At 48.9% G+C, this 25156-nt stretch carries 18 protein-coding genes and 1 rRNA gene; 10 read left to right on the top strand and 9 right to left on the bottom strand.

Annotation, left to right across the window (positions count from 1 at the left end):
- Window positions 1-105: ribosomal RNA gene (gene rrf / locus DRJ53_RS04745) — 5S ribosomal RNA — on the top strand; the annotation flags it as partial.
- A 182-nt stretch (window positions 106-287) separates the two neighbouring features.
- Here rrf and DRJ53_RS04740 read toward each other — a convergent pair.
- The 3 genes from DRJ53_RS04740 to DRJ53_RS04730 all read right to left on the bottom strand — a co-directional run bounded on the left by DRJ53_RS04740 (window position 288) and on the right by DRJ53_RS04730 (window position 3293).
- Complete coding sequence (locus DRJ53_RS04740) at window positions 288-959, bottom strand: PKD domain-containing protein (RefSeq protein ID WP_123893360.1); 672 nt, start codon at window positions 957-959, stop codon at window positions 288-290.
- Window positions 960-1055: 96 nt separating this feature from the next.
- Complete coding sequence (locus DRJ53_RS04735; RefSeq protein WP_123893358.1) at window positions 1056-1907, bottom strand: hypothetical protein; 852 nt, start codon at window positions 1905-1907, stop codon at window positions 1056-1058.
- 33 nt (window positions 1908-1940) lie between these two features.
- Window positions 1941-3293 carry a vanadium-dependent haloperoxidase gene (locus DRJ53_RS04730; protein ID WP_114234379.1) on the bottom strand — a complete coding sequence of 451 codons (1353 nt, stop codon included), beginning with the start codon at window positions 3291-3293 and terminating at the stop codon, window positions 1941-1943.
- A gap of 261 nt (window positions 3294-3554) precedes the next feature.
- On the opposite strand from DRJ53_RS04730, the gene DRJ53_RS21520 reads away from it, so the two are divergent.
- The 4 genes from DRJ53_RS21520 to DRJ53_RS04710 all read left to right on the top strand — a co-directional run bounded on the left by DRJ53_RS21520 (window position 3555) and on the right by DRJ53_RS04710 (window position 9428).
- Entirely contained in the window at window positions 3555-4724 is a 1170-nt protein-coding gene (locus DRJ53_RS21520) for a sensor histidine kinase (protein WP_206609714.1), read from the top strand.
- A complete protein-coding gene (locus tag DRJ53_RS04720; RefSeq protein WP_114234378.1) occupies window positions 4717-5454 on the top strand; it encodes a LytR/AlgR family response regulator transcription factor in 738 nt (245 codons plus the stop codon). The genes DRJ53_RS21520 and DRJ53_RS04720 overlap by 8 nt, the downstream gene beginning before the upstream one ends.
- 33 nt (window positions 5455-5487) lie before the next feature.
- A complete protein-coding gene (locus DRJ53_RS04715; protein WP_114234377.1) occupies window positions 5488-7971 on the top strand; it encodes a TonB-dependent receptor in 2484 nt (827 codons plus the stop codon).
- A gap of 230 nt (window positions 7972-8201) precedes the next feature.
- Window positions 8202-9428 (top strand): MFS transporter, encoded by a 1227-nt coding sequence (locus tag DRJ53_RS04710; RefSeq protein ID WP_114234376.1) that lies wholly within the window; start codon window positions 8202-8204, stop codon window positions 9426-9428.
- 19 nt (window positions 9429-9447) lie between these two features.
- Here DRJ53_RS04710 and DRJ53_RS04705 read toward each other — a convergent pair whose 3' ends face one another.
- The gene (locus DRJ53_RS04705; protein WP_114234375.1) at window positions 9448-11181 is read right to left on the bottom strand and encodes a M14 family metallopeptidase; all 1734 of its coding nucleotides are present in this window, start codon (window positions 11179-11181) and stop codon (window positions 9448-9450) included.
- Between the two features lie 190 nt (window positions 11182-11371).
- Window positions 11372-11626 carry a 30S ribosomal protein S20 gene (rpsT, locus tag DRJ53_RS04700; protein ID WP_114234374.1) on the bottom strand — a complete coding sequence of 85 codons (255 nt, stop codon included), beginning with the start codon at window positions 11624-11626 and terminating at the stop codon, window positions 11372-11374.
- Window positions 11627-11869: 243 nt separating this feature from the next.
- Here rpsT and DRJ53_RS04695 point away from each other — a divergent pair, with 243 nt between their 5' ends.
- From DRJ53_RS04695 to DRJ53_RS04675, 5 genes are all read left to right on the top strand, one after another.
- Window positions 11870-14608, top strand: coding sequence for a 2-oxoglutarate dehydrogenase E1 component (locus DRJ53_RS04695; RefSeq protein ID WP_114234373.1), 2739 nt, complete (start codon window positions 11870-11872; stop codon window positions 14606-14608).
- A 165-nt stretch (window positions 14609-14773) separates the two neighbouring features.
- The gene (odhB, locus tag DRJ53_RS04690) at window positions 14774-16012 is read left to right on the top strand and encodes a 2-oxoglutarate dehydrogenase complex dihydrolipoyllysine-residue succinyltransferase (protein WP_114234372.1); all 1239 of its coding nucleotides are present in this window, start codon (window positions 14774-14776) and stop codon (window positions 16010-16012) included.
- A gap of 157 nt (window positions 16013-16169) precedes the next feature.
- The gene (locus tag DRJ53_RS04685; RefSeq protein WP_114234371.1) at window positions 16170-17027 is read left to right on the top strand and encodes a hypothetical protein; all 858 of its coding nucleotides are present in this window, start codon (window positions 16170-16172) and stop codon (window positions 17025-17027) included.
- Window positions 17028-17742: 715 nt separating this feature from the next.
- Entirely contained in the window at window positions 17743-18267 is a 525-nt protein-coding gene (locus DRJ53_RS04680; RefSeq protein ID WP_114234370.1) for a hypothetical protein, read from the top strand.
- 58 nt (window positions 18268-18325) lie between these two features.
- Window positions 18326-19492 carry an RsmB/NOP family class I SAM-dependent RNA methyltransferase gene (locus DRJ53_RS04675; RefSeq protein ID WP_114234369.1) on the top strand — a complete coding sequence of 389 codons (1167 nt, stop codon included), beginning with the start codon at window positions 18326-18328 and terminating at the stop codon, window positions 19490-19492.
- A 12-nt stretch (window positions 19493-19504) separates the two neighbouring features.
- Here the strand turns inward: DRJ53_RS04675 and DRJ53_RS04670 are convergent, their stop codons facing one another.
- The 4 genes from DRJ53_RS04670 to uxuA form a co-directional block, all read right to left on the bottom strand.
- A complete protein-coding gene (locus DRJ53_RS04670) occupies window positions 19505-21448 on the bottom strand; it encodes a S8 family serine peptidase (protein WP_114234368.1) in 1944 nt (647 codons plus the stop codon).
- Window positions 21449-21457: 9 nt separating this feature from the next.
- Window positions 21458-22255 (bottom strand): hypothetical protein, encoded by a 798-nt coding sequence (locus DRJ53_RS04665; RefSeq protein WP_114234367.1) that lies wholly within the window; start codon window positions 22253-22255, stop codon window positions 21458-21460.
- Between the two features lie 195 nt (window positions 22256-22450).
- Complete coding sequence (gene mnmA / locus DRJ53_RS04660; RefSeq protein WP_114234464.1) at window positions 22451-23548, bottom strand: tRNA 2-thiouridine(34) synthase MnmA; 1098 nt, start codon at window positions 23546-23548, stop codon at window positions 22451-22453.
- A 378-nt stretch (window positions 23549-23926) separates the two neighbouring features.
- Window positions 23927-25108, bottom strand: a complete 1182-nt coding sequence (gene uxuA / locus DRJ53_RS04655) for a mannonate dehydratase (RefSeq protein ID WP_114234366.1) — start codon at window positions 25106-25108, stop codon at window positions 23927-23929.
- Window positions 25109-25156: the final 48 nt, after the last annotated feature.

The raw sequence follows: 25156 nt of genomic DNA, 5'->3' as shown, positions 1-25156 counted from the left end.
TTCCGAGGGTGTCCACCTCTTCCCATACCGAACAGAGAAGTTAAGCCCCTCATGGCCAATGGTACTGGAGTAGCAATGCTCCGGGAGAGTAGGTAACCGCCAATCTTATTACTTATATTAAAACAGCCTTACACAAAAGTGTCAGGCTGTTTTGCGTTAGGGGAGGGTGCGGTGGCTGGAATGGTTGGTATTCTTCAATATGATCTGCAACGGGCCATGTTGATCGGAAAAGTCTTTACTTATTTTATTGTTGCTTGCAGGCCAAGCATGCTAATGCTTTTGCGCAATCAGTCATACCTTATATATACATCATGAAAAGCGCCATCCCAATCGCATAAGATATTGCCAGGGTAATGAATGATCAGGTCGGTTCCTTTCACTTCATACCAATACCAATAAGAATTTGGAGGCAGCGATGAATTGATAGCCAAATCCGGGATGCTGTCAATTTTCATCCAAACAGCAGAACTGCTTTCTTCATACCAACGCCTGATATACACATCGAAACTGAAGATGAGCGGGAGCTGGTCGCTGTAGTTGGTGATCTTCAAAAAACAGGGCGAACCAGCAGGGGGCAAATTGTTGAACTGAATACTTTCCCCTTTTCTGTTCACAACAACTGTACGCGAATCTTTTCCGGTTGCTCCGCCATCGTCGGTTACCTCCAGCTCAAACACATATACACCTTCGACCATTTCACTTACCATCACGTTTGGAGCATCGGCATGATTTAATTTGAAAAGCGGCGGACCCGAAATTTTCTTCCATGAATAAGTTCCAATCATTCCGTCCGGATCAAATGATTCGGAACCGTCCAGCTGCGTCGCATTTTCGGGCAATGTCAGAACCAAGTATTCGCCTGCTTTGGCAATTGGTGGGCGATTGGCAATCCGGTCATCCTTATCACAGCCGGTTTGTAGCATGATCATGAAACAAATGCATAATCCGGTGCGCCTCATGTAACCTGTATTTTTTTAAATAAGAATAGTAGGCCGGGAACCGATCTACATGTTGCAAGCAGCACCAACATTCAATTTGGTGCTGCTTGAATTTTGCTATCGCAAAACCATTTGATCCAATGCAATGTAATGCCGGCCGTTCTGCGGGTCTTTCCATATGTTGTATCGCGTAGGATAATAGGTATTCACCGGGTCAAATTTTTCCGGCTGGCGGAACGGCTTGTGCACACTGGTACCTTCCTGCAGAAAAGCAAGAGAAGCCATTGGTTCGAGGAAGTTTACCTCGCCATCGTACGATCCATACACAAACGTATGCGTGAACGGTTGGCCATTGAATTCAGGCGAAAGCACATCCATCCAATGCGCACCCATGCGGGCTTCGCCAGCCGGTGCTTTGCCATAGGCCGGCGGCAGGTAGCCAGCAGGCGGATTTTTGTCAAAAGCTGGCTTCGCCAATTCGTAAGCCGGAATTGCTAAGCGCTCCGCCAGCGGCATTTTGTAAAAATGAAAATCAAAATGTGGCTTTGTGTAGATGCCTGGAGGCGGGTGGCCTTCCGCCATAAATCCCATAGTTAAATGATCAAACGGCATCACGGCTTTTGCCTTTTGGTGCAGTTTGAGTAACACCTCGTGTCCATGATCATCGCCGCTGCTGTGGCTATGCTCCTGAACAAGCACCCCTTCGGTAAATTCCATACCAATAGCCAGTGGCTTGTTGTCGTGGCTGATGTTCACCCAACTTCGTACCCTGCCTTCGCCAAATTGTTCGGTGGGGCCGTAAAAAGTGTTGTATTTATTAGCCTGCTGGCCACGGGCACTGGAGGTTTCTTCATTAGGAACGACGATAGTTGCGGTGGCCGACAGATCATCTTTTCCGCTGTCTTTTGTATCTTTTTGGCAGGCCGTGATCAGCAGCATTGGTGCTGCAATAGTAACGAGCATTCTCATTGTTGGCTTATTTATGGTTGTAAAATGCAGTTCTTAATCGGCTGATATAAATGCGTTGGCAAATACATAGCGGGCAATATTTTTTCCCATCTCTTCGCCTTCCAAAACAGACTTTCTAAAATCCCAGCCTGTGTAGATCATGCTCAATGAATTTTGCCGCGCTGCTGCGGAATAGCTGGTAAAGCGAATGGGCTCATTGGGCAAGGTAGTGCTGGTAAATTGGATGTCTGTTTCATCCGATTCGAAAAACAGGCGCAGTATTTCGGCGGTGCTACCACCATATGCTGCAAAGCCATTGGGGTAACCGGGCACCGGTGGTGTAGGAAATACGTTCGGTACTTCATCTAAAAACGGGAGCCAGTTCGGATCCGGTGTTGTAGCATTGTTGCCATCGGTAGCAGCCAACCGAATTGCCGTTTCAGGGCGCCAGAAATAATATTGGTATCCCGCATTCATTTGCGAATTGATGCTTTCGGCCATGCTTACATGCATCAGTGCAAACAACCGTGCAGTTTTCCAGGCATCCATTTTTTTGCCAGCAATGGCTGCCCGAACAAAATTGTTCCATGTAACAGACGGCCTGTTTTCACGCCAGAACATGGCTTGTTTTTCCTCTGCCGCGGTGCGGGTGCCGCCCACCCGTCCACCTTTTGTTTTTACTTCATTAAAATCGGTGGCGTACTGCGCCGATGTAACCGCGTATGGAGCGGAAGGCCGGAACTGCTCATTATTTTTTAGCACAAACGGCTTCATCACAGTACCCCAGTTTGGAATCCTTTTAATGGTCGTCGGCGTTAGGTTTCCACCGATCAGCATCAATGTAGAACGGTATGCCCCGGGCAAGGTGCCATCTGCCGGTGTTTGCGAGGTTTGAACGACCTGCGACAGCCCATCGTTTGCGCGGTTGGCAATAATGGCGTCCGCTGCTTTTTTACCCAGTGTTTTACCCAACTCTTTACTCCGGCCGTCGGGGATGGTGGCGAGGCTTTCTTCATACCAGCTGTCAATGGGCGAATTTCCCTGGCTGTTCAGCCCTTTGATGGTCCAATATGCGGCACTGGCCACGGCCGCATCCGGATCGGCAAACTGCTCTCTTGCATTGAGGGCGTAGGCCTCATACTTTGGCTTGATGTTGTTGAGCGCATCGTGCACCGCAATTTCCACAATGGCAAACAGGCGTGCACGGGCCGGCTGGATCATCGGGCTGCCCAGCACGGTGGCCGTTTTTTCATTCCAGTACAGCACCATATCATTTGCGGCAAAGCCGGGATTATTGGGCTTCTTAAATCCTTCAAATACCTGTTCAAAATCGTAGGGCTTTTTACAGGAGCCAATTAGGAAAAAGGTAATAATGGTTGCGACCAGTAGGTTAGTGGTTGGTTTCATAACAGTTGTTTTTGGACAAACAGCGATTGGTCATCTAAAAATATTTTTATATACGAACAATTTTTGGGAAATGCGACTAAAGAAACTGGTTGTGCTACAGACGGCTTAAATGGGGATTTAAAAATGGGAGCACAGCTTTCGCTCCGGTTTTTACCTGCGACAAAAACACTTTGTCGCGGTTAATTATTCGTTCAACGCATTTAATAAAGCGCCCTTTAAATTCAGCATAAGTTGAATTATATTTAAGTAAACTATTATATAATGTCGCTGGCCAACTTTGTGTTTTCGCAGAAAAAAAGCGACCGGGTGAAACAACACCTCCTATTTTGGGGCTTGTGGTATCCTTATATCACGCTTACCCATGCAGCCATGCCATTTGGCTACCCCGAGATGTCTTATTTCAAGAATCCCATCTATACGTTTTCCGAAAGTTTTTTCGTGGTGTTTGGGCAGCTGCCCATGGTGTACATCGTACTGTACTGGATCTTCCCGCAATTCATTTTGAAGAAAAGATATATAGCTGGCATTTTTTTCATGATCGTGCTGTGGTTTATGTGCGGCATCTTCAACATGATCCTGATGGGCAAAGTGATGCAGCCGTTCCTATTTTGGGTGTTGCCGCCTGAAAGGATTCCAGCCAGTCAGCGGGTTCCGGGCATGTCGTTTTTTATGGCAGTGATCGCAACCAACAAAGGCGCTTTTACTATTACCGCCAGTGCGCTGATGATGAAGGTGGGCAAGCACTGGTACCACCACCAGCACCGCAACCTGCAATTGCAAAAAGAAAAATCGGAGGCGCAACTGCAGTTGCTGACTGCGCAGGTGCATCCACATTTTCTATTCAACACCCTCAACAATATTTATTCGCAGGCACAAACCGAATCGCCGAAAAGCGCCAAGATGCTCATGGACCTTTCCGACATACTGCGTTATATTTTATACGAAGGCCAGAAACAACTGGTGCCTTTGAAACAGGAACTGGCAATGATCACCGAGTACATTAACCTCGAAAAGATCCGGTACGGAAACAAGCTGGATGTGCATGTGCTTACGCCTGATAAGGCCGATGATGTTTATATAACGCCGTTGCTGCTGCTGCCTTTTGTGGAAAATTGCTTCAAGCACGGCGCCAGTAATATGTTGCAAAATCCCTGGATCAATTTTACCGTGGAGGTAAAAGGCACCACTATGGTAATGAAGCTAATGAACGGGAAGGCACCCGCTCAAGAAGCGGATGTGCACAGGTCGGGTATTGGCATCAATAATGTACGGCAACGGCTGGAGCTGCTATACAACGATCGGTATGACCTGCAAATAAGAGAAGACGAAGAAGTATTTGTGGTGGACCTGAGCGTGGAACTGGTGCGGCAAAAAGTAGCTGTACAACCCGCCGCTATTACCGCAACCCAAACTGACGTTACCTATGCCTAACGGTACACACCAATCCATTTCGTGCATCATTGTAGATGACGAGCCCATGGCGCGGGACGTGGTGCGGCGGTACATCCAGCAAATACCGACACTGAAACTGCTTGCGGAGTTTGGAAACGCCATTGATGCCACCATTTTTTTGCACGAGGAAACAGTGGACATGATTTTCCTCGACATCAAAATGCCGCAACTGAGCGGAACCGATTTTGTCAGAAGCCTGCGCAACGGCCCGAAGATCATTTTCACCACCGCACACAAAGAATATGCATACGAAGGTTTTGAGCTGGACGTGGTGGATTACCTCCTAAAACCAATTCGTTTCGACCGGTTTTTGAAAGCGGTAAACAAGGCATTTCCACAACGCCGCCAGGATGGTGATAGCGCAGGCGCAGCTAGTTCCGACGATAACAACAAAGTGCAGCCTTCCTTTATTTATTTACGCGTGGATCGTAAAATGATCAAGCTTTTTTTGGACGAAGTACTTTACGTGGAAAGCGATAAGGATTATGTGAAAGTGTATACGGCAAGAGGGTTTATTGTTACCCGACAAACCATTGCTTCGGTGGAGGCCATGCTTTCAGCCAGCCAGTTCATGCGCATTCACCGTTCGTTTATTGTTTCGCTGGCAAAAATTTCTTCGTTCACGCATGAAACCGTGGAAATTGGCAAAAAGGAATTGCCCATTGGCAAATTGTACCGCAACAGTTTTTTAAAACTGCAACACCAGTAAAGCTAACGATTCATAAAACCAACCACTGCTGCTATGATCAAACTACTCAACCTGGTATTCCTGTGTTGCCTCCCCGCTGCCGTGTTTGCACAATTCGGCGCAAAAATCTGGGGCACAGTTATCGACGGCGAAACGGGCCTGCCTTTAGCCGGTGCTTCGGTAACGGTTAAGGGTTCAGAACTAACGGTAACTACTGACCGAAGAGGCCATTTCAGCATTTCGAAACCAGAAGTTTTAAAACAAACACTGGTTTTTTCTTTTGTGGGTTATGAAGAGATAGAACGGACACTCCGGGAAGATGAAACCAATATACATGTGGCATTGACGATGGATACAAAATTGGGGCACGAAGTAGTGGTTTCCGCTTCACGCCGCGCCGAAAAAATAACTGCTGCGCCAGCGTCGATACAGGTTATTGGCAAAACGGAGTTGAATGAATTTGCCGGATCAAATTTTGGCGAGCTGCTTTCGAAAGTGCAAGGCATTGAAATGACCCAGTCGGGGATGGATGAAACGATGTTCAATGCAAGGGGCTTCAACAATGCATTTAATAATAAAATTCTGCAACTGGCGGATGGCCGCAACATGATGACGCCCCTGAGCGGCGGCTTGCCCATGCTGAACAAAGGCTCCATCATTAAAGAAGACATTGAACGGCTGGAAGTGGTGCTGGGTCCGCAGTCTGCGCTGTACGGGCCTAATGCGCACAATGCCGTGTTTAATTTTATCACCAAAGATCCAAGAAAGTATGGCGGCACTACGCTGGCCGCAAGTGCAGGAAACCGGTCGCAGTTCAGTGCCCGTTTGCGCCACGCAATGAAGCTAAACGATCGGTGGGCTTTTAAAGTGACCGGCGAACACGTAACGGGACGAGATTTTAAATTTTTCGACAGTGTGTATGTGCCGCTTGCCACGTCCGACCGGTCGGTACCGGAGCGCAATGTGGATTTTGATTTCCGGCACATTCGCGGCGAAGGACATATTTACTACAGCCTCACACCGTTTACCGATATCGTTGTGTCGGGTGGTGGCAGCACCAACGATTACCTGCAGGTTACCACCACCATGCGCAACCAGATGAAAGACCTTACTTATCGTTTTTTGCAGGCACGTATCGTAAACCCGCGGTATTATGTAACGGTGTACAATTCGTGGGGCAACATTGGCAACTCTTACCTGATCGCCAATTACACCAGGGATTTTTGGACCTTCACTAACCAGCAGATTTCGGCCGATTCTGCGGAGCGGAGGGCAAAAGCAAGGAACTTATTTAAGGAAGAAAGCCAGCGGCTGAATGCCGATGCCCAGTACAATCATCATTTTAAAACTGTGGGCTTGTTTGTAGTTGGCGGTGTTAACTTTCAAAAAGAGCGGCCGAATGGCTTTGGCGTAAACCTGGTCGATTCTTTCAAGCGGATCGAGATCAACCAATACGGCGCCGTACTGCAACTGGAGCAAAAACTGCCCATGAATACACGCTTTATAGGAGCTCTGCGCTGGGACCATCATAGCAACTTTGGCAATGTGTATGCACCCAAGTTTGGGCTGGTAAAAACTGTTGGTGACGGCAGCCTGCGCATTACCTGGGCTAAGGCTTATGCCATGCCCAGTATCCTCAACCAGTATTCCATCCTCAATGGTTTCATTTTTGGAAATGGCGAAGGCATTACTTACTGGCCGGTAAATAAGATAAATGATCCGACGCAGTACCAACGCACTACACCATTAAGGCCTGAAGAAGTGCGTACCTGGGAACTGGGCTATAAGGGAACAGCTGCACGCAAGCTGTATACGGATGTAAACGGTTACTACAGCCGCATCAAAAATTTTCTGGGGCCACCCCGCACTGTTGCGGGCAGGGCAATAACGCTTGGCGAATATGCTGTAAGACATAACCCGGTTTTTGCGGGCAATGATGAAAGTGGTGTGTTGACAAATGCCTTGTTCAATACCTATTTCAATTATGGCAACGTACAAGCCTGGGGCATTGATGCAGGTTTGAATTATGAATTGAACAATACTATCAGTTTTGCTTTGAAATATTCCTGGTTTGATTCGGATATAAAAAACGACCGTCCCGAAAACGATGCAAACCGCGATAACGAAGTAACTGCTGACGAGAATAGTGCCAATGCACCCGAACACAGGGCCTTAGCATTGCTGCGTATCCAAAATTTATTCAAACAAAGACTCGTCATCAACCTGTCGGTACGCTACGTGGAGGAATACGATTTTTACAGCGGTTCGCAAATTGGCACGTCGGCAGGTGCGGGCCGCAGGGGCGTCATTATGCGGACACCGCCCAACCCGCCGCTCAAAAAGAACTTTGACCACGGCGCACTGGGCGGCTTTACCTCGGTTGATGTGAGTGCCAACTACCGGGTGAACCAGCAGGTGCAAGTAAATCTTGGCGTCACCAATTTGTTCAATACAAAGCAAGTTGAGTTTGTGGGCTCGCCATCTATCGGCCGCCTCATTGTAGCAGAGATAAAGCTGCATGTGCCCGACCGTAAATAAGCAACTTTAGCATATGGGCACAACACACCATAACGTTTGTAAGGTTTAGGGGAATGTGCAACGAACGGGTTTTCCTGCGCCATTAATGGGGAAGGCCTGTTCTGTTTGAACTTTTGACGTTGCTAAAAACAAGCACATGCTTGTGCATCCATTCGCCCGTTCATAAATATTACAATGCGGCCCCATACTTAATACCGTAGCTTTGTGCCCTTTTTATCACCGCATTTTTTATGGGAAATAACAAGAACGGCGTGGTGTTGCTATTGATGGCTGCCATCAATTTTACCCATATCCTCGATTTCATGATCATGATGCCCCTGGGCAATTACCTGATCCCTTATTTTAAAATTTCACCGGCGCAGTTTACATACCTCGTTGCGGCTTACACTATTTCAGCAGGCATTTCGGGTTTCCTGGCAGCGTTCTTTGTAGATAATTTCGATCGAAAAAAGGTGCTGCTTTTTGGCTACGTTGGTTTTCTTGCCGGCACGCTTGCCTGCGGCATTGCACCTACGTATGGTTTCCTGCTGTTATCCCGGTTATTTGCCGGCACCTTTGGCGGGCTAATTGGCGCACAGGTACTTTCCATCATTGCCGATATGTTTGCTTACGAGCAACGCGGCAAAGCCATGGGCAGCATTATGTCAGCCTTTGCAGTGGCGTCTACTTTTGGCGTGCCGTTTTCGCTGTACCTCGCAAATTTAATTTCGTGGCATGCGCCGTTTTTAATGGTGGTGTTGATCGGGCTGATCACCATTCCGTTTCTGCTTAAATACATTCCATCACTAACAGCGCATATACAGGCCGGGGACAAGCCCACGATGGGGCAGCGGTGGAGCATCATGCAAAATGTGCTTAAAAGCAAGCAGCAGCGCATGGCGCTCATCTTTTCGGGGCTGATCATGATGGGACATTTTCTCGTGATTCCTTTCATCAATCCCTACCTGGAATTCAACAAAGGATTTTCCAAACAACAAACACCGATGATTTACCTGGTGGGTGGTGTTGCTTCGTTTATTGCCGCCAACTGGCTGGGCAAACTGGCCGACAGGAAAGGCAAACTGCTGGTGTTCCGTATTTGCGTGTTGGCTGCGTTGCCGCTGGTGCTGCTCATTACAGCGCTGCCCGATATGCATTTTGCAATTGTGCTGGTGTTGTTTGCCATTTGGTTTACACTGTCTACCGGTAGGGGCGTGGCGGCACAGGCCATGGTGAGCAATGTGATTCCTGCCGCTACGCGTGGCAGCTTTATGAGCTTCAATAGCAGTATACAGCAATTGGGTACCAGCGCAGCTTCGTTGGTTGCCGGGCTGATTGTGGCAAAAGGCACCAACGGCCGCATCCTGCATTACAACTGGGTGGGCTATTTAAGCATTGCGGTGTTGATGACTACCGTCATTATTGGTCTGCGCACCTTCAAGCAAACCGACGTAGTGCGCCGGGTAAATCCTGTTTAAAGTTGTGCAGCAGTCCGCATTATTTTACCACGCGAAAAACAGGGTACAACATATACGCCGGCTCCACGTATGGAGCGTTTTGGTAAACAAATTCAAGTTGCTGTGCGGCACTTTTTGCAAAAGCAGGATCGCTTTTTCGTTTGGCTTCCAACTGGGCTTTTACTTCAGGATTGGACGCTAAAAATTTTGCCGCCGTTTCCTCAAATACATAATCTGAAAAGCCCTCTTTGCGGCTCAGGATGGGGTCGAAAAAGTTCCAGACAAAATAAGAGTCTTCGGTAGTTGGTTCGAGTGTTTCCAGCAAAAATCGATAGCCGGGTTGTGCAAACGGGATCCAAACATCGCCGGCACGGAACGTCATTGTTTTGATCTTTTTTTCTACGCTTACATTGCCGTTTGTATGGTGGCCTTCGTAGGGCCGTGCCGATGCCTGGTAACCCGTGATCGTGTATGCTTCCACCTCAATAGTTGTGTCCCGTTTCACTGGCTGCATTTTGATGCCGTTTGCGGTCAAACGTTCTATCACCGTGTGCCAGCCTTTTGGAATCATGTAGCCTTTTGGTGCATCAATCCAAGCCTTTTCTTTATAAAAATTATAGAAAGGGATTTGTGCGGTAAATGGTTGTGTGCGGTCGTAAAAAAGCCGCGGCAGGTTGGAAACGGCGCTTTCTTTTGTAGTGGACTTATATCCTTTGAATGTGATCGATGCCGGCTTGCTGCTGTCCAACGACCATTTTACCGGCAGGCGGTTAGCCGTTTGGTAAGCCGTTTTTTGTGCTTGCCTTAATGATTTTATTTCTGCGCCGTTTGCCGCGGTAAATTGTAAAAACGACTCCATCAGTGCACGGGTAGCCGCCACGCGTTGCGGGTAGGGTTTCAGCATATGCGTTTCGGGCACAAAACCGAATGTGTGCCACAGCGAAGCAAAGCCGCTGCTATACCGCGGGCTGTCCCAAAATTCTGTCCAACCTTGCTCCGGCGTTTTGCCAAAATGGTTCACATAAGGCACCAGGTCGAAGCCGCGTTGCTGCATCATCTTGTATAATTCCGGCACAAACTTGTTGTTCATGAACTCACCCATGCCGCCACCGAGCTTATTGTGTTGCGATGCAATGAGCGTCATCACATGCTGGTAATCGGCACCGTTGCTTACATGGTTGTCAACAAATACATCGGGATCGAGGTAATGAAAAATGCGGGTAAACGTGAGTGCTTCTTTTGAATCGGCTTTAATAAAATCGCGGTTCAGATCGAGGTTGCGGCTGTTGCCGCGAAACCCAAACTCTTCAGGGCCATCTTGGTCTACACGGTACCATTTGCTGCGGTTAAGTGCACCGCCAATATTGTACACCGGCACCAGTGCCAGTACCACGTTTTTGGGCAACGCCCATTTGCCTGCTACAATATCCCGCACCAGCAGCATGCTGGCGTCTATACCATCGGGCTCGCCGGGGTGGATGCCGTTGAGTACAAAAACTATATGGCGTCCCTTTTTCTTCAGCGATGCAATATTGAAATCCTTATCTGCCGAAACCACAACCAGGTGGAGCGGGTGGCCTGCATCGGTAGGCCCCATTTCTTTCATCGAAACGATTGGGGAGGCGGCATCGAGGCGTTGCCACCACTGGATGATTTCGGGGTAGGTGGCGGTTTGTTTGCCGCCGGATGTTTCAAAGCGGGTAGGAAAATTTTGCGAGCGGGCTGCAACTGAAAGGCAAAGAATTGCGACAACAAATAGGAAACGATTGCACATGCCCCGAAGTTAGGGGCCACCCCATAAATGTGGCGTGGTAAAAATGCGGTGCGCTTTAAAGTAGTGTGGAAAATGTGCAAACAAATCGTTTGTCATTTACCTACATGCACCGATGGTTTTTAATTGACGGCCACCCACGAAAAAAGGCGTTCGAAAAGAACGCCTGTAATATTGTTGAAGGGAGCAGTGCTTACGCCAGTGTGTTGAGGCGCTTTGCCAGCTTGCTCTTCAGGTTGTTCGCTTTGTTCTTGTGGATTACGCCACGCTTAGCCAGCTTATCAATCATAGCGATTACCTCAGGCATTTTTTCAGTGGCGGCAGTCTTGTCATCTAAAGCACGCAGGGAACGTACGGCATTACGGGTAGTTTTGCCATAGTAACGGTTACGATCACGGCGCTTAGTGGCCTGACGCATATCTTTTTTTGTTGCCTTATGATTAGCCATGTGTTCTTTTAATTTGGACGGCAAAAGTAGTAGATATTTTGAAACGGGCCAACATTTTGGCAAAAATTGTTGCGCAATGCCCACAACGTTATGGTAATATTAGTAAATGGCGTTCACTCCGGTCGGCCGGATAATGTTGCACGATCGGTTGTTTATCTACAAACGCATTTTTACAAAACATGCAGTCCTTTTTTACCCGATATTTGCATACTCCCAACAAAATAACGTACAAACCTCCTTTAAATGAAGGATTTCTCTTACATAACACACTCCCATCCCTCTTACATCGAAAGCCTTTACCAGGGCTATGTTGATAATCCCGAAAGCGTGGATCCGGAGTTCAGGAAATTTTTTGAAGGTTTTGATTTTGCCGTATCACAGGTGCCTGCCGTACCAGGGGCCAATGGTAAAAGCGTAGATGGCGCACAACTCACCAAAGAGTTTGCGGTGTACAGCCTGATCCAGGCTTATCGCCAAAGAGGCCACCTGCAAGCAGATACCAACCCGATCCGCAAACGCAAAGACCGCGGTGCCAACCTGGACCCGAAATTTTTTGGTCTGGCCGAAGCCGACCTGGCGCAAAAGTTTGCTGCCGGCAAAGCCATCGGAATGGAGTCGGCTACATTGAAAGATATCATCGACCGCCTGCAAAAAACCTACACCGGTAAAGTGGGTGTTGAGTACCAGTTTATATTAAAACAGGAGCGTGTTGAGTGGTTGCAAAAAGAAATTGAAGCCAACCTGTACCAACCGCTGCCCATCGAAAAGAAACGCCGGGTGCTGGAAAAACTGAACCAGGGCGTGATCTTCGAAAAGTTTTTGCATACCAAATATGTGGGTCAAAAACGCTTTTCGCTTGAAGGCGGCGAAACCACGATTGCAGCACTGGATACCATTATTGATACGGCTGCCAACAGCGGCGTAAAAGAAGTGGTGATTGGTATGGCCCACCGCGGCCGCCTCAATGTGCTGGCCAATATTTTGGGCAAAACATACGAGCAGATTTTTTCTGAATTTGAAGGCACCGCCATTCCCGATCAAACGATGGGTAGTGGTGATGTAAAATACCATCTTGGTTTTTCTTCGGAAGTGGAAACCATCAGCGGTAAAACCGTGAACCTGAAACTGGCACCCAACCCTTCGCACCTCGAAGCGGTGGACCCGGTTGTGCTGGGCTTTAGCCGCGCTAAAGCCGATGTAATGTACGGTTCCGAGTTTGATGCCGTATTGCCGATTTTAATTCATGGCGATGCGTCGGTAGCAGGCCAGGGTATTGTGTACGAGGTGGTGCAAATGAGCGACCTCAATGGCTACGATACCGGCGGCACCATGCATTTTGTGATCAATAACCAAATTGGTTTTACCACCGATTTTGACGATGCCCGTTCATCTGATTACAGCACCTCCGTTGCAGGCATTGTGCAGGCGCCAGTGTTGCATGTAAACGGCGATGATCCCGAAGCTGTAGTGCGTTGCGTGGAAATTGCCACCCGCTACCGCCAGGAGTTTAACGCCGATATATTTATTGATATGGTGTGCTATCGCCGCCATGGCCACAACGAAGGCGATGATCCGAAGTTTACACAACCGGCGTTGTATGCGTTGATCGACAAGCACGCCAACCCGCGTGAAACTTATGTGCAGTTCTTGCTGCAAAACGGTAAAACCGAAGCACAAGAGCTGGCAAAGGAAATGGAGAAGAAATTTTGGGGCGACCTGCAGGACCGCCTGGATGAAATAAAGCAAAACCCGCTGCCGTATAAATTTCAGCAGCCCGAGCTTTGGTGGCAAAGCCTGCGCAAATCCACACCTGCGGATTTTGAGGCATCGCCCAATACAGCCATAAGCGAAGATGAATTCCGCCGGTTGTTTACCGGGTTGATGCAATGGCCCGAAGACTTCAAGCCGCTGCGCAAAGTGGAAAAGCTGTTGCAGGATAAAGTAAAATTGTTTGACGCCGAACAAAAAGTGGACTGGGCCACAGGCGAACTGTTGGCTTATGCGTCCTTAATTGCCGAAGGCAAAGAAGTGCGCATGAGTGGACAGGATGTAAAACGCGGCACGTTCTCACACCGCCACGCTATTATTCGCGATGAGGCCACCAACAAAGAATACAACCGGATCAACCAGTTTGGGCCAAACGATAAAACCTGTTTTAAAATTTACAACTCGCTGCTGAGCGAATACGCGGTACTTGGTTTTGAATATGGCTATGCCATGGCAAACCCCAACGCATTGGTATTGTGGGAAGCACAGTTTGGCGATTTTGCCAACGGCGCACAAATCATCATTGACCAGTTTATATCCTCTGCCGAAACCAAATGGCAGCGCATGAACGGTGTGGTTATGTTGTTGCCGCACGGCTACGAAGGACAAGGTCCCGAGCACTCCAGTGCCCGCCTCGAACGTTTTCTTCAGCTTTGCGCCGAAGACAATATGGTGATCACCAACATCACAACGGCTGCTAACTTTTTCCATGCATTGCGCCGCCAGCTTACCTGGCCGTTCCGCAAACCGCTAATCAATTTTTCGCCGAAAGCCAACCTGCGTCTGCAGGCCAGTTATTCGCATATCAGCGAGTTTACCAACGGTGGATTTAAAGAAGTGGTGGACGATGCATTTGTACAAAATGCAAGCGCAGTAACCAAGGTGCTGTTTTGCTCCGGCAAAGTGTACTACGACCTGGCAGAAAAGCAGGCAAAAGAATCGCGGCAGGATGTGGCCATTGTTCGCATGGAACAATTGTTCCCGCTGCCGGTGGCACAACTGGAAGCGCTGTACAACAAGTATGCAAACGCTACCTGGTTCTGGGTACAGGAAGAGCCGCTGAACATGGGTGCCGCATCGTTCCTGCAAATGAATTTGAAAGTGGTGAACTTTGGTATCATCAGCCGCCAGCCAAGTGCTGCAACAGCTACTGGGTACTCGAAAGTGCATGCGCAGGAGCAAGCTGAAATTGTAGACACTGCTTTTTCCATTTAAAATTCGCAACAGGACTACAGCGGTAAAAAGGGTGCAATAAATCTTCGTGTTTCTTTTGTTCCTTAGTGCCTTTGTGGTTCAAACCACATAACAATAGTTTGGATTTTTGAACATAGCTTGCAGCTACCACCAACGATTAGTTTCAAGCAAAAAGTTTAACAACACATGATTGATATCAAAGTACCTACAGTGGGGGAATCCATCAATGAAGTTACCCTCGTAAAATGGCTGAAAGGTGACGGCGCTTATGTAGAGCGGGATGAGGTGATAGCAGAACTGGAAAGCGAAAAAGCAACCTTTGAATTGAACGCCGAACAAGCCGGTGTTTTAAAAACTGTAGGTAAAGAGGGCGACACCCTCAATATTGGCGACCTGGTGGCGCAGATCGACGAAACTGCACCTAAGCCTGAAGGCGCCGCACAGCCCGAAGCTGCACCCGCAGCAGAAGCGCCAGCTAAGGAAGCGGCACCTGCAGCGCAGCCAGCGGCGGCACAGGCACCCGCTACTTCGGTGCCCAACGATATCAAAGCCACGCCGGTGGCATCGGCCATTATTGCCGATAAAAAAGTAGATCCCAAATCCATTCAGCCTTCGGGTTTTAATGGTAAAATATTGAAAGACGACGTGCTGGGTGCACTGGCCAACCCTGGCCGCAAACCAGGCGTGGAAGCCTTTGGCCGCGGAGAGCGCCGCGAAAAAATGAGCAACCTGCGCAAAACCGTTTCGCGCCGGCTGGTTGAAGCAAAGAACACAACCGCCATGCTCACCACGTTCAACGAGGTGGATATGGGTGCCATCATGGCCATCCGTTCGGCCAACAAAGACAAGTTCAAAGAAGCGCATGGCGTGAACCTTGGCTTTATGTCGTTCTTTACCAAAGCCGTTTGTTTTGCGCTGCAGGAGTGGCCCGCCGTAAACGCTTACATCGATGGCGACTCGATCATCTACCACGATTATTGTGATGTATCGATTGCCGTTTCTGCGCCCAAGGGTTTAGTGGTTCCGGTGATCCGCAATGCCGAGAGCCTGAGCATGTTTGAAATTGAAAAGAAAGTAGTAGAACTGGCCACCAAGGCCCGCGACAATAAATTGTCGATGGAGGAAATGCAGGGCGGCACTTTTACCATCACCAATGGTGGTGTGTTTGGTTCGCTTATGAGCACACCCATCATCAACATTCCGCAATCGGCTATATTGGGCATGCACAAAATCCAGGACCGCGCCATGGTAGTGGATGGTAAAGTTGAAGTGCGCCCCATGATGTACCTGGCACTGAGCTACGACCACCGCATTATTGACGGCCGCGAGTCGGTGGGCTTTTTGGTACGGGTAAAAGAACTGCTAGAAAAACCGGAGTTGTTGCTCTTTGGCAAAGATCCTGTGAAGGCTTTACTGCAATTGTAATCAATACAATAAAAAATAAACTGGGGGCGGGTCGCATAGTGCGGTCCGCCTTTTTGTTTGCCTGCCCAATAAATAAATAGCCAACAGTAGCCCATTTTTTTTAATTTGTAGGCGCTACACCACCTTCTTTTACCCCCGAAACCGCATAGAGCTGTTTATGAAAAAATCGCTGCTATACCTATTGCTCCTGACCGTGGCTTTTACCAGTTGCCAGAAAGAACCTTCCGAAGAATTGCCCGACAACTCGGTACCTATACAGCCCAATAAAGGCAATAGGCTTTCCAAAATTGTTTATCAATACAGCCCAACAGATTCGGTGTACACCGAGTTTTTTTACGATAATGCAGGACGCTGGACCGGGCACCGCACCACCGGCGATGACTTTGCGTTATTCACCACTGGCCTTGAACTGCGTGTGATTCGTAATACCACAGGTATCATTACACAATATACCGTTACCGATTTGGATGCGGCTGGTTTCCCGGAAAACACTACCTACACCGTGCACTACGATGTGAATGCAAAGCGCTACACATCGAGGGTAAGCGAGTATGAACTCAACGGCAGTATACTGGTAGATAGTACCGTGTTTGTAATGAACAATGGGCGGCTGGCTACACAGCGCTTTTTGTATAAAGAAAAAGCATCGGGTATTTTTTTAGAAGTGGGCAAGTTGGAATTTGTGTACGATGCATCGGGTAACCCGGTAAACATCGATACATACACCGCCAACCCACAAACCGGTGCGCAAGTAAAAATGGCGGCAATAAGTTTGCAATTTGATGCCAAATCTGCTGCGCTGGATCTTGGTGTGGAAGCTTTTGTAACCGACCAGATCTATTTTGCGTCGCCCAACAACGTAACACAATTATCACTGCGTGATATGTCGGATCCTGCTGGTGTGGATGAAGAAATGATCAATGTCACCTATCAATACAACAGGGACAACAAACCGGTATCTGCTGAAGTATCTGTAGACGGTGGTAAGATCCCGGTGTTCTTTAAGTTTGGATAAAGTTGCCAGTTGCATTATTTCAAGCTTAAATTACTATAGTATTTACAAAGCCCATTCGTAGGAATGGGCTTTGTAGTTTCTTTTAAATAAGTAAACCAAAGAGTTGAGAAGTAAAATTGAATCTTTTTTTAAAATGGTTGTGATCTTTTGCAGTTTGGGTTTGTCATGCCGAACTTGTTTCGGCATCTCCTTGTGTTTAAATGAACGATGATAGCAGAAGATGCCGAAACAAGTTCGGCATGACACGTCCTAATGTACAAGACATTATCATCGACTACTCCGTGACAACTAACATTGATTGGGCATCAATGATTCAAAGCAGCGCATTGTGTAGCTATGTAAAAAACAGCCGATTCATCCAGTTAGTGCTCCATAACAACCGTACAGGTTTACAAATGCGCCATTCTTAAAGTTTGAACCGTGCTGTTTATCGGCAGCGCAGATATTTGCTGCAGAAAAAATGCATGGCTTGCTACCGCTTGCATGTACACCATACAACCAAAACCATTGAACCCTTCCATGAAGTATAAACACCACCCATTACTATTCCTTTTATTCTACCTGGCCACACTGCGGAGTTAGCTACAGCAGGGCGTTTCATGCAATAAGGCGATGCGCATTAATCGCGTTTTTCGAATGGCTGCACATCCATTCAGCACCTCCATGCACACTAGACAAAATCTATTTTTCTAAACAATACACAAACAACCAAAACATGAAAAGATCGAAGTTACTGATGCGTACCTTGTTGGCCGCTGCACTGTTTACTGCGGGTACTGCAGGCGCACAAGAAGTGAAAGGAAAGAATTTTGTAAACGTGGGCATTGGTCTCGGCACCTTTGGCTTTGTAGGCAGCGGCGGGTTGCCCATCACCGCATCATTTGAGCATGGCATTACCGACAAGATCAGCGTTGGCGCAACGGCGGCTTATGTAAAAACAAAGTTCCTGAGCAACTACAAATACACCAATTATGTGTTTGGTGCCCGTGGCTCTTATCACTTCAATGAATTGTTGAAAGTGACCGATGACAAGCTGGATGTATACGGCGGTGCATCGCTTTTCTATCGCGGCTACAAATTGAAGTGGAAAGGCGAGGGCGAATACAAAACCAGCGATGGCAGCATTGATATGGCGTTGCATGCCGGTGCCAGATACCAACTGACGTCACAGTTGAGCGGCTATGCCGAACTGGGTTATGGTATTTCGCCGCTGCAAATTGGTGTTAGCCTGAAGTTTTAAGCTACGATTTCAAAATAAAAAAGCGATTGTTACCGGCAATCGCTTTTTTTGTGGGCATATGTTTGTGAAAGCTTACCTGGAGGCGGCTGAAACCATCATTGGGTTGTACGAGGGAAAGGAGCCGCTGGCCAATTTTCTCAAAAAATATTTTGCTGCGCACAAAAAATACGGCTCCCGTGATCGAAAGCAAATAGGGCAGTTGGTGTATAGCTATTACCGGGTGGGCCGATCATTGCAATCAAATGGGATGCAAACGCAACTGCTGGCTGCCCTGTTTTTATGTGCCAATGGGAGCCAGCCTGTTTTGCAGCAAATAAAGAGCGAATGGAACGATGCTGTTCAACAGCCACTAGCAGAAAAAATGGAATTGCTGCAAAACGAAATTGCTTTTGATGCGGCATCAATTTTTCCGTTCGCATCTTGGTTGTCGGCCGAAATACAATTGCCCGATTTTGCACGTTCCTTTCTTATACAGCCCGATACTTTTTTAAGACTTCGGCCGGGCAAGGAAGGCAAAGTGCAACAGCAACTCGATGAAGCCGGTATCAATTATAAATTGTGGGATAACAACACTGTTTCTGTTCCGCCGGGCTTACCGCTCGATGACCTCCTGATGATGGACCGCGACCTGGTGGTGCAGGACAAAAGTTCGCAACAGGTGTTATCGTTATTGGAGCCAGTGCGCAATGAGCTTCCAAAAAATTTTTCCGCGTGGGATTGTTGCGCGGCAAGCGGCGGCAAATCCATTTTGCTGCACGATCTTTTTCCCGGTGCGAGGATCATGGTTTCGGATATCCGCGAAGCCATCCTGGCTAACCTGCGCAAACGTTTTGAACGTGCCGGGATCGCCAAATACCAGTGGTTTGTTGGTGATGTTTCCGATCCGCATTTTCACCACAAACCGCTGTACGACTTGGTGCTTTGCGATGCGCCTTGCAGCGGCTCGGGCACATGGGCCAGAACACCGGAGTGGCTGCATTTTTTTACCGAACAAAAGCTGCAGCATTATGTGCAACTGCAACAAAAAATAGCAGGCCGGGCCAGTAGAAACGTTAGGGAAGGCGGTTATTTTTTATACATCACCTGTTCTGTGTTTCAGCAGGAAAATGAAGAGATGGTAGCGCTGCTGCAGAAAGATTACGGTCTGCAGTTGTTGCGCCAGCAATATTTTACAGGCTACAAAGAAAAAGCTGATACACTTTTTGCTGCGTTATTTCGGCGGTAATAAAGTCTGCGCTTAATGTTTGACGAACTCCATCGTGGTTAACAACTCCTGCTGGTTAAATACCTGCAGGTAATAAATACCTGCAGCGAGGTTGGCCGTTTGCAGCGGAATATTTTGCGTGCCTGTTGCTTTGCTTGTTTGTTGTTGGTGCACCCTTTGCCCAATGCTGTTCACAATCACCAGGCGCAATTGGCTGATGGGCGTTTCGAAATGTAGTTGCACAAACGCCTGTGCAGTTACCGGGTTGGGTAAAATGGTAAACTTACTGGTGAGTGCACAGGATGGAAACAGCGTTGTGGTAACCGTATCAATGTACACAGCAAAAGGCGCTGCTGCGGCGGTATCCAGCACCTGCATGATGCGGTAGCTTATCGGCCCCGAGGCCATGCCTTCCAGGTTATCGGAAAACGTGTATTGGCGGTTGCCAAATTGTGCACCTGTCCCGTTCAATTCTCCAACTTTGGTAAACGTTCCTTCGTTGCCTGCTTTGCGTTCTACCTGGTAGCGCATGGCGCTCATGTCTTTGCTTTGCCAGGCCAGCGTAGCACCGCAGCCTTGCACCTGCACAGTTGCCTGCGCATATTTTTTCAATAAATGAGCGGTTGCCTTGCGCATATCCGGAATGCCATAGCCCACGCGGTCGTCGGGTGCATCCACTTTAGTGCCCGATTGCCTTATGGCATCAATTATTTCCATGTTGCTGTGCTCCGGAAAGCCCTGCCACAGACATGCCGCAAGCCCGGCGATGTTGGGTGCGGCGAACGAAGTGCCGGAGCCGGTACCAATGCGGCCGTTGGTAGCCTGTATGGTGGCGTTTACACCCATCGAAGCAACATCGGGTTTTACGCGGCCACTGGCTGATGGGCCATAGCTGGACGAGGGGCTGGGTATGCTGTTGCGGTCAACCGAACCCACGGCCAACACACTATCGCCATCGGCGGGTGTGGTTAAATATTTCCATGCATCGGCGCCGGAGTTGCCGGCAGCATTAACTACCAGCAAACCCTTTTTTGCCGCCATATCAGCACCGCGGGCTGCGATGGTGGTATTGCCATCAAGGTCGCGGTAGGTATGATTGTCGGCAGCATTGTCGAACTGGTTATAACCCAGCGAAGATGAAATGATATCGCCACCCACACTGTCCACCCGTTCGGCGGCACACACCCAGTTAAATTCTTCAACAAGCGTTTCGGTGGCGGCGTTTTCGCTGCGGTACAAATAGAAAAAAGCCTGCGGTGCGGAGCCCACCATCTGGCCGGGAATATTGGCGGCAATGATGGAAAAGCATTGCATGCCATGTGAATGATCCTCAGCAACGCTGGCTTCACGGGCTACAAAATCCCATGTTTCAACAATGCGGTTGTTGAGTCGTACACTGTCAAATGCCGGTAAGTTATTGTAGCGGAAATAGCCGGCATCGAGCATGCCCAGATGGATGCCTTCGCCACGCAAACCAATGTTGTGCAGAAACTGCCCGTGGTGCATGTTGATTTGCGTTTGTGCAGCACCGTAATGATACACGTCTTCTTCAGTACCTAAAACGGCCTGTATGCCTTCCGCTCCTAATTGTTTTTTATAAATGCCGGCACCGGGCCAAAGGACTGATGAAACCTTTTGCTGGCGTTGCACAAACGGCAGGTTCGCTATTTGCGCCAGCGTATTTGCGTCGTTTACCTGCACGGATGCTGCATTGAGCCAACGCGAAATATTGCGCACCTGCACACCGGGCACTTGTTGCAGGGCTTCAATAAAAGTTGCGGGCACTGGTAGGTCGGTGCTATCGGTAGGAATGCTATGCCGCTGCCTGCGTTCCACACTGCGTGCCGACAAGTATGCTTCGGGTTGCGACAACGAGTAAGTTGTATGAGCCTTCCGGTTGAAGTACACAATGTATTGCTGCGCATCGGCGGCTGTCATTGCCAACAAGCACAGGCTGCAGAGCACCCATTTTTTCATGCAAAAACCTTAGTTGTGATCAATCATCCACATCCGGATGCCGAATCCAATTCGGTAAGGATCGTAGTTATCGGCGTCCAGTTTATTGGGTTCGTTTTCAATGGCCAGCAATTGGCGGGCCACCAGGCCCACCCGGGGAACAAACTTTTCTTCGCTGTAGCCAATAATGTAAAAGCCATGATGCGGCGATGTGCTGCCGGCAGGAATGGAAACCGTGTCGGCAATTTCGTTGAGGTGCTGCACAGTCCAAACCGAATCAAAATTGTTGCGGCCAATGCGCTCCTGGCTCCAGCCGTTGTGCACAAAATCCCAGTTCCAGACTTCGTTCAGCCGCGCATCATTAAACGCGCCATAGGCGCCATCCGGCAGGTAGCTGTTGCCTTTCCAGGTGGCATCGGGGCGCAGCGGTAGCTGCAGCTTTACGGTGCGCAGGTTATTTTCCACCACCTCAATTTTTTTGCCCATTGGGGTAATGAAATATGTGGCCATCGGCTGCCATGAACCCCTTGCCAGCGAATCATTGCGGTAGCGAAATACGCGGTAAGACGGGCGGCCCAGTACGTCGGTGATGATCGTGTCCACCACATCTTTGATCTGGTAACGGCGGGTTTCCAATGCACGGCCCTGGCGGATGGGAACAATAGAATCGAGGCGATAGGTAATGTATTTGCCTTGGGCAAGGGGCATGAGTTCTGCCAGTTTTTCTTCGGAAAACTCAGGGTTGTCCATGGTTTCCGTGGTGCGGGTACAAAATGTAAGCAGAAAGCCAGAAAATAGCGTAAGCAGTAACAACGTTTTTCGGGACATGGATTGTATTTATTTGATACCGGGTACAGCGTAAAAGCTTTACGGCATAAAAATAAAGACAAATATTTAAGTGCTGTTTGAAAGTTCGGCGGAGCAGGAGTTTTGGAAGTTGGAAAAGGATTGTGGCCGGTAAAAAAGAACGGCGGCAAAATGGAGCGCTCCGTTTTGCCGCCGTTTATAAATGTATGTAAACTTTTAGCTGCGTTGAATAATGCCGCCACCGATCACGTCGTCGCCTTCGTAAAACACGGCGCTTTGCCCTGGAGCAATGCCTTTGGCTGCTTCAAAAAACCGCACCGATACGGCCTGATCGTCTAATGGTGTGAGCGTTGCCAGGCTGCCACGGTCTTTATACCGGATCTTGGTCAGGGCTTCTGTTTCGCCTTCAATGCCGGAGTATTTCAGCCAGTTAATTTTTGAAACAAACATTTCAGGGCGTTCTAGGTCGGCTTCATCGCCCAGCACTACGGTGTTCGTATCGGGGTCAATCGCTGTGACATAGGCCGGCTTGCCGAGGGCAATGTCCAGGCCTTTGCGCTGCCCGATGGTATAAAAAGGATAGCCTTTATGCTGCCCTAAAATCTTCCCGGCTTTGTCTACAAAATAGCCGCCGGCAACACGGTCTTCCAGGCCGTCAACCTTGCGTTTTAGAAAGCCGCGGTAGTCGTTGTCGGGTACAAAACAAATTTCGTAGCTCTCGTGTTTTTTCGCCAGCTCGGGGTAGCCAAAATCGTGGGCCATCTGCCTGATCTCTGTTTTGCGATATGTGCCCAGGGGCAGCAGCGTACGGCGCAGCAGGTCTTGCTCCAGTCCCCACAGCACATAGCTCTGGTCCTTGGTTTCGTCCACGCCTTTACGGATAAAATAGCGGCCGTTGCTGTGCTGGTGCACCTGGCCGTAGTGGCCGGTGGCAATAAAATCGCAGCCCAGCGCATCGGCACGTTTCAGCAGTGCCCGCCATTTAATGTGGGTATTGCACAGCACGCAGGGGTTGGGGGTGCGGCCGGCCAGGTATTCATCAACAAAATTGTCCACCACGAAAGAGCCAAACTCATCGCGGATGTCGAGGATATAATGCGGGAAACCATGCTCCACGGCCGCTTGCCGCGCATCGTTGAACGAATCGAGGTTGCAGCAGCCTGTTTCTTTTTTCGAACCGCCGCTGGCCGAATAATCCCATGTTTTCATGGTAATGCCGATCACTTCGTAACCCTGCTGGTGCAGCATCAGCGCCGTTACCGTGCTGTCGATGCCGCCGCTCATGGCCACCAGTACTTTACCTTGCTTGCTCATAATATAAGCGGCAAAGGTACAACAGCAGATTGGGCCAATTGTCGCCTGATTGTTAAACCTGCGTGGCGACGTTTCAGCCACCCCGCTGACCAGCGGATCGCCGTCATTCCAAGCTTCCGTCATTGCGTGGGTATGGTTGTCATTGCGAGGCGCAGCAGCAGTTGGCTTTTTTTCGCTCCGAGGCGCCGAAGCAATCTCCATGGTATTTAAGAAACTTCGTCTATTAAAGCAATCGGTTACGCCGCAGGAGATTGCTTCGGCGCACCAAACCCAAGCTATATTTCATTCCGTTCTGCGCCTCGCAATGACGACAACAAAAAACAAATCCCGCTACGCACTTGTGTAGCGGGATTCGAATGAATCTTTAAAGAAGATATTCTACGCCTTTACCATCCCCAAACTCCTGGCAATACCCAATTCCAGCCCGCGCAGTTCCGCCAAACCCTTCAACCGGCCAATGGCCGAATAACCCGGATAAGTAGTCTTCGACAGGTCGTCGAGCATCTGGTGGCCATGGTCGGGGCGCATGGGCAGCGATACGCCGCGGCGCTGCAACAGCTGGAGCAGCTCTTTTACCACGGCATACATGTCCACATCACCGTCGAGGTGCGCTGCTTCAAAAAAGTTGCCTTCGTTGTCGCGTTTGGTGCTGCGCAAATGAATAAAATGAATATGATCGCCCAGGCGTTGAATCATCCCGGTCAAGTCATTGTCGGGCCGCACACCATACGAGCCGGTGCAAAAGCAAAGGCCATTGGCCGACGATGGCGCTGCCGCAATCAGATCGGCCGCATCCTGTTCGGTGCTCACTACGCGGGGCAAGCCCAAAATAGGATAGGGGGGGTCATCGGGGTGAATTGCCATTTTCACACCCACTTCTTCTGCCACCGGCACCACCTGTTGCAAAAAGTAAAACAGGTGCTCTTTTAGTTTTTTGGCATCAATGTCTTTGTAAGTTTCCAGTCCTGCCAACACTAACTCCGGTGTAAAACGCTGGTCTGCATTGCCCGGCAGGCCCAACAAGGTTACAAAAAACAATTCCTCTTTTTCGGCGTCCGACATGGCCGCATATTTTGCTTTGGCACCTGCCAGTTCGGCTTCGGTATATTCTTTTTCCGCACCGGGGCGTTTCAATACAAACAAGTCAAAAGCAATGAACGCCAGCTTTTCAAAACGCAGTGCCTTGGCCCCATCGGGCAACGTGTACGAAACGTTGGTGCGCATCCAGTCGAGGATGGGCATAAAGTTGTAGGTGATCACTTTCAACCCGCATGCTGCCACATTGCGAATGCTTTCCTTATAGTTTTCGATGTATTGCAGGTAGTTGCCGCTTTGCTTTTTAATGTCTTCATGCACGGGCAGGCTTTCAATTACCGTCCAGGTCATGCCGGCGGCTTCCACTTCGGCTTTTCTTTTATTGATCTCTTCGATCGTCCACACTTCGCCTACCGGTATATGGTGCAATGCAGTAACCACCCCGGTACATCCTGACTGCCTGATGTGCGCCAGTGGTACAATATCGTTAGGGCCGTACCACCGCATGGTTTGTTCCAAAAACATACGCTTTATTTAATGATGTGATTTGATGTTGTAGTGCGCAAAGGTTGC

Source organism: Paracnuella aquatica (assembly GCF_003332885.2).
GTDB lineage: Bacteria > Bacteroidota > Bacteroidia > Chitinophagales > Chitinophagaceae > Flavisolibacter > Flavisolibacter aquaticus.
Note: the sequence above shows the minus strand (reverse complement) of the source record. Positions and strands in the feature narration are given on the sequence as shown.

Bases quoted from the DNA above. Each gene is read 5' to 3' on its own strand.
- DRJ53_RS04715 (WP_114234377.1), top strand. From the start codon at position 5,488: ATGATCAAACTACTCAACCTGGTATTCCTGTGTTGCCTCCCCGCTGCC.
- DRJ53_RS04705 (WP_114234375.1), bottom strand. From the start codon at position 11,181: ATGTGCAATCGTTTCCTATTTGTTGTCGCAATTCTTTGCCTTTCAGTT.
- DRJ53_RS04730 (WP_114234379.1), bottom strand. From the start codon at position 3,293: ATGAAACCAACCACTAACCTACTGGTCGCAACCATTATTACCTTTTTC.
- rpsT (WP_114234374.1), bottom strand. From the start codon at position 11,626: ATGGCTAATCATAAGGCAACAAAAAAAGATATGCGTCAGGCCACTAAG.
- DRJ53_RS04695 (WP_114234373.1), top strand. From the start codon at position 11,870: ATGAAGGATTTCTCTTACATAACACACTCCCATCCCTCTTACATCGAA.
- DRJ53_RS04670 (WP_114234368.1), bottom strand. From the start codon at position 21,448: ATGAAAAAATGGGTGCTCTGCAGCCTGTGCTTGTTGGCAATGACAGCC.
- DRJ53_RS04680 (WP_114234370.1), top strand. From the start codon at position 17,743: ATGAAAAGATCGAAGTTACTGATGCGTACCTTGTTGGCCGCTGCACTG.
- uxuA (WP_114234366.1), bottom strand. From the start codon at position 25,108: ATGTTTTTGGAACAAACCATGCGGTGGTACGGCCCTAACGATATTGTA.
- DRJ53_RS04710 (WP_114234376.1), top strand. From the start codon at position 8,202: ATGGGAAATAACAAGAACGGCGTGGTGTTGCTATTGATGGCTGCCATC.
- DRJ53_RS04675 (WP_114234369.1), top strand. From the start codon at position 18,326: ATGTTTGTGAAAGCTTACCTGGAGGCGGCTGAAACCATCATTGGGTTG.
- DRJ53_RS04720 (WP_114234378.1), top strand. From the start codon at position 4,717: ATGCCTAACGGTACACACCAATCCATTTCGTGCATCATTGTAGATGAC.
- DRJ53_RS04740 (WP_123893360.1), bottom strand. From the start codon at position 959: ATGAGGCGCACCGGATTATGCATTTGTTTCATGATCATGCTACAAACC.
- DRJ53_RS04685 (WP_114234371.1), top strand. From the start codon at position 16,170: ATGAAAAAATCGCTGCTATACCTATTGCTCCTGACCGTGGCTTTTACC.
- DRJ53_RS21520 (WP_206609714.1), top strand. From the start codon at position 3,555: ATGTCGCTGGCCAACTTTGTGTTTTCGCAGAAAAAAAGCGACCGGGTG.
- DRJ53_RS04665 (WP_114234367.1), bottom strand. From the start codon at position 22,255: ATGTCCCGAAAAACGTTGTTACTGCTTACGCTATTTTCTGGCTTTCTG.
- mnmA (WP_114234464.1), bottom strand. From the start codon at position 23,548: ATGAGCAAGCAAGGTAAAGTACTGGTGGCCATGAGCGGCGGCATCGAC.
- odhB (WP_114234372.1), top strand. From the start codon at position 14,774: ATGATTGATATCAAAGTACCTACAGTGGGGGAATCCATCAATGAAGTT.
- DRJ53_RS04735 (WP_123893358.1), bottom strand. From the start codon at position 1,907: ATGAGAATGCTCGTTACTATTGCAGCACCAATGCTGCTGATCACGGCC.